The following is a 5,530-nucleotide window of genomic DNA, read 5'->3' as shown; positions in this document are numbered from 1 at the left end:
GGCTCCCTCAGCCGCTCCGACCGCCTCGCCAAGTACAACCAGCTCATCCGCATCGAGGAGCAGCTCGGCGCCGCCGCCCGCTTCGCCGGAAAGGGCATCCTCAAGGCCTGACCGGCGGCCACCGCGTCGCCGTCCCACGCCCCACGGGCCACCCCACGGGCCCGCCCCACGGCCCGCCCCGGGAGATCCTCCGTCTTCCGGGGCGGATCGTCGCGGTCGGACAGGGCGGCCGGGCTCCCGTCAGAAAATCCCGGTTTTCGTGCGGTATCCTCTTGCATCGCCACTGATATACTAGTATCATCAGGGCGTTCTCATCGCACCGGTTCCCCCTAGATGCCGGTACGGTGACGGGCGTTTCCTCCCTAAACTCGGGCCACGGAATGCAGCCGCATCCCGTGGCCTTTTTTTTGCGCCGCCCGGCACCGGCGCGCCGCCCCTGCGGCATAGTGTCGGGTGCCGTCACGGCAGACCGGGTTTCTGTTGCACTGCAACTGGTATATTAGTACAAAGGGATCGTCACCGCCGCCTGGCCCCAGGCCCCACCGCACCGGCGTGCAAACCGCGCCGACCCGGTCACCGGGTGACACCGCCCTTTCTGCCCCGCGGAGTGTTCCGTAATGCTGCCCGTCCATGATGGACGCCGGGCCCGTGATGCCGGCGCACCGATCGACAACGTCCCCTTCGACGAGATCCGCATCGGCCAGTCGGCCAGCCTGTCCCGCCGCCTCACCCCCACCGAGGTCGAGCTGTTCGCCGCCGTGTCCGGCAACATCGACCCGGCCCATTTCGATCCCGCCTTCGCGGCCGACAGCCGCTATCAGAAGATCATCGGCCACGGCATGTGGTCGGGGGCCCTGATCTCCGGCGTGCTGGGCACCCAGCTTCCCGGCGCCGGGACGATCTACGCCGGCCAGGACCTGCGGTTCCGCCGCCCGGTGGCGCTCGGCGACGTGGTGACGGCGACCATCACGGTGGCCGAGAAGCGGCCGGAGAAGGCCTTGGTGGTGTTCGACTGCGTGTGCGTCAATCAGGACGGCGAGGTCGTCACCACCGGCACCGCCACGGTCATCGCGCCGACCCGCAAGGTCAGCCTGCCGGCCCATGAGCTGCCGCAGATCCAGATGATCCGCCACGACCAGCACGACGCGCTGCTGGCCCGCTGCGACGCCCTGCCGCCGGTGGCCACCGCGGTGGTCCACCCCTGCGACGAGAGCGCGCTGCGCGGCGCCGTCGAGGCGGCCGAGGCCGGTCTGATCGACCCGGTCCTGGTCGGGCCGGAGGCGAAGATCCGGGCGCTGGCGGACACCCACGGCCTCGACCTCGCGCCCTACCGCATCGTCGACGCCGAGCACAGCCACGCCGCCGCCGAGGCCGCCGTGGCGCTGGCCCGCACCGGGGTGGTCGAGGCGCTGATGAAGGGGTCCCTGCACACCGACGAGCTGATGGCCCAGGTGGTCCGCAAGGACGCCGGGCTGCGCACGGCACGGCGCATCAGCCACGTCTTCGTGATGAACGTCCCCACCTACCCCAAGGCCCTGCTGGTCACCGACGCGGCGATCAACATCTACCCGACGCTGGAGGACAAGGTCCACATCGTCCAGAACGCCATCGACCTCGCCAAGGTCCTGGGCGTCGAGACGCCCAAGGTCGCCATCCTGTCGGCGGTGGAGACCCTCAACCCCAAGATCGTCACCACCCTGGAGGCGGCCGCCCTGTGCAAGATGGCCGACCGCGGCCAGATCACCGGCGGCATCCTCGACGGACCGCTGGCCTTCGACAACGCCATCTCGGCGGAAGCCGCGCGCACCAAGGGCATCGTCTCGGAGGTCGCCGGCCAGCCCGACGTCCTGCTGGTGCCCAACCTGGAGGCCGGCAACATGCTGGCCAAGCAGCTGTCCTTCCTGGCCAACGCCGACGCCGCCGGCATCGTGCTGGGGGCCCGGGTGCCGATCATCCTGACCAGCCGCGCCGACACCGTGCGCACCCGCCTGGCGTCATGCGCCGTGGCCTCGCTGATCGCCGCCTCGCGCCGCGCCCCGGCCGCGGCCCGTCTCGCCGCCGAATGAGGAGCGCCGCGATGCCGAACCGTCCTGCACCCCAGGGCAACGCCTGCCTGGTCATCAACGCCGGGTCGTCCAGCCTGAAGTTCTGCGTCTACCGCGACCGTGCCGGCGAGGCGCCGGACGCCGCCGTCAGCGGCCAGATCTCGGGCATCGGCACGGCGCCCCGGTTCGAGGCCAAGGCGGCCGACCGCAGCGTGCTGGCCGACCAGCCGCTGGAGACCGGCGACCCTGGCGACCGTGCGGGCATGCTGGCCTTCCTCCTGGAGTGGCTGGCCGCCAACCTGCGCGACGTCACCCTGGTGGCCGCCGGGCACCGCGTCGTCCACGGCGGCACCCGCTTCGCCGCCCCGGTGCTCGTCACCCCGGCGGTGATGGACGCCCTGGACGCCCTGGTGCCGCTGGCCCCGCTGCACCAGCCCCACAACCTGGCCGCCATCCGCGCCCTGGCCAAGGCCTTCCCGGCGCTGCCCCAGGTCGCCTGCTTCGACACCGCCTTCCATCGCGACAGCCCGTGGCAGGCGCAGACCTTCGCCCTGCCCCGCGCCCTCAGCGACGAGGGCATCCGCCGCTACGGCTTCCACGGCCTGTCCTACGAGTACATCGCCCGCCGCCTGCCCGAGGTGGATCCCGCCCTGGCGGCGGGCCGCGTCGTCGTCTGCCATCTCGGCAGCGGCTCCAGCCTGTGCGCGCTCAAGGCCGGGCGCAGCGTCGACACCACCATGGGGTTCACCGCGCTCGACGGCGTGCCCATGGGCACGCGGCCCGGCGCCATCGACCCCGGCGTCCTGATCTACCTGATGCGCGAGAAGGGCATGGACGCCGACGCCCTGGAAAGTCTGCTTTACAAACAGTCCGGCCTGCTCGGGGTGTCCGGCGTGTCCAATGACATGCGCGACCTCCTGGCCTCCGACCATCCCCACGCGGCGGAGGCGGTGGAGCTGTTCTGCTTCCGCGTCGCCAAGGAGATCGGAGCGCTGGCGGCCTCCATGGGCGGGCTGGACGGGCTGGTGTTCACCGCCGGCGTCGGCGAGAACTCGCCGCCGGTGCGCCAGGCCCTGGCGGAGCGGCTGGGCTGGCTCGGCGTCGCGCTGGACCCCGCCGCCAACCGTGCGCGCGCGTTGCGGATCTCCACCCCGGACAGCCGCATCCCGGCCTACGTCATCCCGACCGACGAGGAGCGGATGATCGCGCTTCACACGCTGGCGCTGCTGGCCGCATCCGGCCGCGCCGCCGACGCGGCCTGAGCGGAGGACGCCCGCCATGGACGACCGACACGACCGCACCGCGGCGCGCCTCCGCCTCCTGAACGAGGGACGCCGGCTGGGCCTGACGGCGGACTGGCTGGACGGGCTGCCACGCGCCGCGGCGCTGCCCGGGTCCTGCCCGGTCGCGGCGCGGGGCATGGACCGGTTCCTCGCCCTGAAGCGCCAGGAGATGCTGGCCCGCCAGGGCCGCCTGGACGAGCTGGCACCCGGCCTGGTGGTCCACGCGCTGGAATCCGCCGCCGCGGGCGACGGGCCGGAGCGCCTGCGCGACGGCGTGGAGTGGCTGATGTTCGCGCTGGTCTGGCCGCGGCGCACCGACAGCCTGGGCGCACGCCGGGCCGCCGCGCTCGACGACCTGCGCCGCTGCCTGGCGGACTCGCCGTCGATGCGGCTGTTCGCCGATCTGCCGGCGCTGTGGCGCGGCGCCCGCGAGGCCGCCCTGCGCCTCGACGACCGCCTCGACCTGCCCGCGACCTGCCCCTGGACGTCGCTGGACGCCCTCATGGAGGCCGCCGCCGACGCGCCGGCGCGACGGGACCTGATGCCGGCGGCCTGACGCGCCCGGCCGCACCGCCCTGTCCTCCCTCGACCCTCCCCGACCCTCCCCCGACCCTCCCCCGACCCTCCCCCGCCGCGCGGGGGAGCCGTCGGTCCCTGCCCTCCCGCTGCCAAGCCCCACGTCATGGACACCCTGAACCCCGTTCTCTACCCCCTCAGCCTGCTGTTGTTCGGGCTGGCCCTGCGCGACGCGCCGCGCTGGACGGCGCCCGGCGACGGGATGGCCTGCACCCTGGCCGCGCTCGCCGTCGTCGCCGGCATGGTCACCGGCAACGCCCTCGCGGTGCCCGCCCCCGCCGTGCTCCTCCAGATCGTCGCGACCTCCGGCCTGGGCCTGGCGGCGCTCGCCGTCCTCGACCGTCGCCGCCACCGGCGCGGCGGGAGCTGACGGACGGGGGAGCGACCGCCATGGCCGACACCTGCACCGGCGACTCGCTGCCCGCCCCCGGCGCGACTGGGCGCGACGTGACACACCGCGCCGCCGCGCCGCCGGGGGCGGCCGACGTGCGCGGCGGCATCGTGTCGATGCTGGCGGCGGTCGCCCTGATGGCGGTCATGAACGCCGTCTCCAAGGTGCTCGCCGACGGCTACTCGCTGGCCGAGATCGCCTTCTTCCGCAACCTGTTCGCCCTGCTGCCGGCCAGCGCCATGGTGATGGCCGCCGGCGGCCTGCCGGTGCTGCGCACCGCCCGCCCCCTGGGCCACCTCTGGCGTTCGCTGATCGGCCTGGCGTCCATGGTGCTGCTGTTCTGGTCGTACCGCCTGCTGCCGCTGGCCGACGCGGTGGCGATCTCCTACGCCGCCCCGCTGGTCCTGACCGCCCTCTCGGTGCCGCTGCTGGGCGAACGCGTCGGGCGGGTGCGCTGGGCCGCCGTCGCCGTGGGATTCGTCGGCGTCCTCGTCATCGCCCGGCCCGGCGGCGCGGTGGAGCCGGGCGTCCTGGTGGCGCTGGCCGCGGCGGTGGCCTACGCCCTGGCGCAGATCGCCATGCGCCAGCTCGGCAGGACCGAGCGGCCGGCGGCCACCGTCTTCCATTTCACCGCCCTGTCGACGGTGCTGTGCGCGCTCGCCGTGCCCGCGGCGTGGACCACGCCGACGTGGCGGGATCTCGGCCTGATGGCGGTGATGGGGCTGGCCGGAGGAGGTTCGCAGCACTTCATCACCCGCGCCTACGCCCGCAGCCCCGCAGCCCTGGTCAGCCCGTTCACCTACACCGGCATCGTCTGGGCCGCCCTGTTCGGCTGGCTTCTCTGGGGCGACGCCCCGGCCCCGAACGTCGTCGCCGGCACCGCCATCGTGATCGCCGGCGGTCTGGTCATCCTCGTCCGCGAGACCCGGCGCCGCGCGCCCCCGCGCTGACCCGTCTGCGACACTCTGTCCGGTGCGTCCGCGGCGGTGCGCGGCCTCTTGCCCGGGGAGCTAATATACTAGTATACTCTGGTCAATCACATTGGAGGACATCATGGCTGTTCGGGTTGCCATCAACGGGTTCGGCCGCATCGGCCGCCTGGTTCTGCGCGCCATCTACGAGTGCGGCCGCACGGACGTCGAGGTGGTCGCGGTCAACGACCTCGCCGACCTCGCCACCAACGTCCACCTCCTGAAGTACGACAGCGTGCACGGCCGCTTCCCCGGCACCGTGGA

The 5,530-nt window shown here is 73.3% G+C and carries 7 protein-coding genes; all 7 read left to right on the top strand.

The window, feature by feature from the left end; all coding sequences use genetic code 11:
• Positions 1 to 111: hypothetical protein (locus tag AC6H2I_RS30335; RefSeq protein ID WP_497503841.1), on the top strand; the 111-nt coding region annotated here is incomplete at its 5' end.
• 506 nt (positions 112 to 617) lie between these two features.
• Positions 618 to 2,066, top strand: a complete 1,449-nt coding sequence (locus tag AC6H2I_RS30330; RefSeq protein ID WP_497504522.1) for a bifunctional enoyl-CoA hydratase/phosphate acetyltransferase — start codon at positions 618 to 620, stop codon at positions 2,064 to 2,066.
• Positions 2,067 to 2,077: 11 nt separating this feature from the next.
• A complete protein-coding gene (locus AC6H2I_RS30325; protein ID WP_497504521.1) occupies positions 2,078 to 3,307 on the top strand; it encodes an acetate/propionate family kinase in 1,230 nt (409 codons plus the stop codon).
• A gap of 16 nt (positions 3,308 to 3,323) precedes the next feature.
• The gene (locus AC6H2I_RS30320) at positions 3,324 to 3,884 is read left to right on the top strand and encodes a hypothetical protein (RefSeq protein WP_497504519.1); all 561 of its coding nucleotides are present in this window, start codon (positions 3,324 to 3,326) and stop codon (positions 3,882 to 3,884) included.
• 126 nt (positions 3,885 to 4,010) lie between these two features.
• A complete protein-coding gene (locus AC6H2I_RS30315; protein WP_497504518.1) occupies positions 4,011 to 4,274 on the top strand; it encodes a hypothetical protein in 264 nt (87 codons plus the stop codon).
• Positions 4,275 to 4,294: 20 nt separating this feature from the next.
• Positions 4,295 to 5,245 carry a DMT family transporter gene (locus AC6H2I_RS30310; protein WP_497504517.1) on the top strand — a complete coding sequence of 317 codons (951 nt, stop codon included), beginning with the start codon at positions 4,295 to 4,297 and terminating at the stop codon, positions 5,243 to 5,245.
• Positions 5,246 to 5,348: 103 nt separating this feature from the next.
• The coding region (locus tag AC6H2I_RS30305) for a glyceraldehyde 3-phosphate dehydrogenase NAD-binding domain-containing protein (RefSeq protein ID WP_497504516.1) at positions 5,349 to 5,530 on the top strand (182 nt) is incomplete at its 3' end.

It is taken from the genome of Azospirillum sp. NS33, from assembly GCF_059703765.1.
This window is presented reverse-complemented; position numbering and strand designations above follow the sequence as displayed.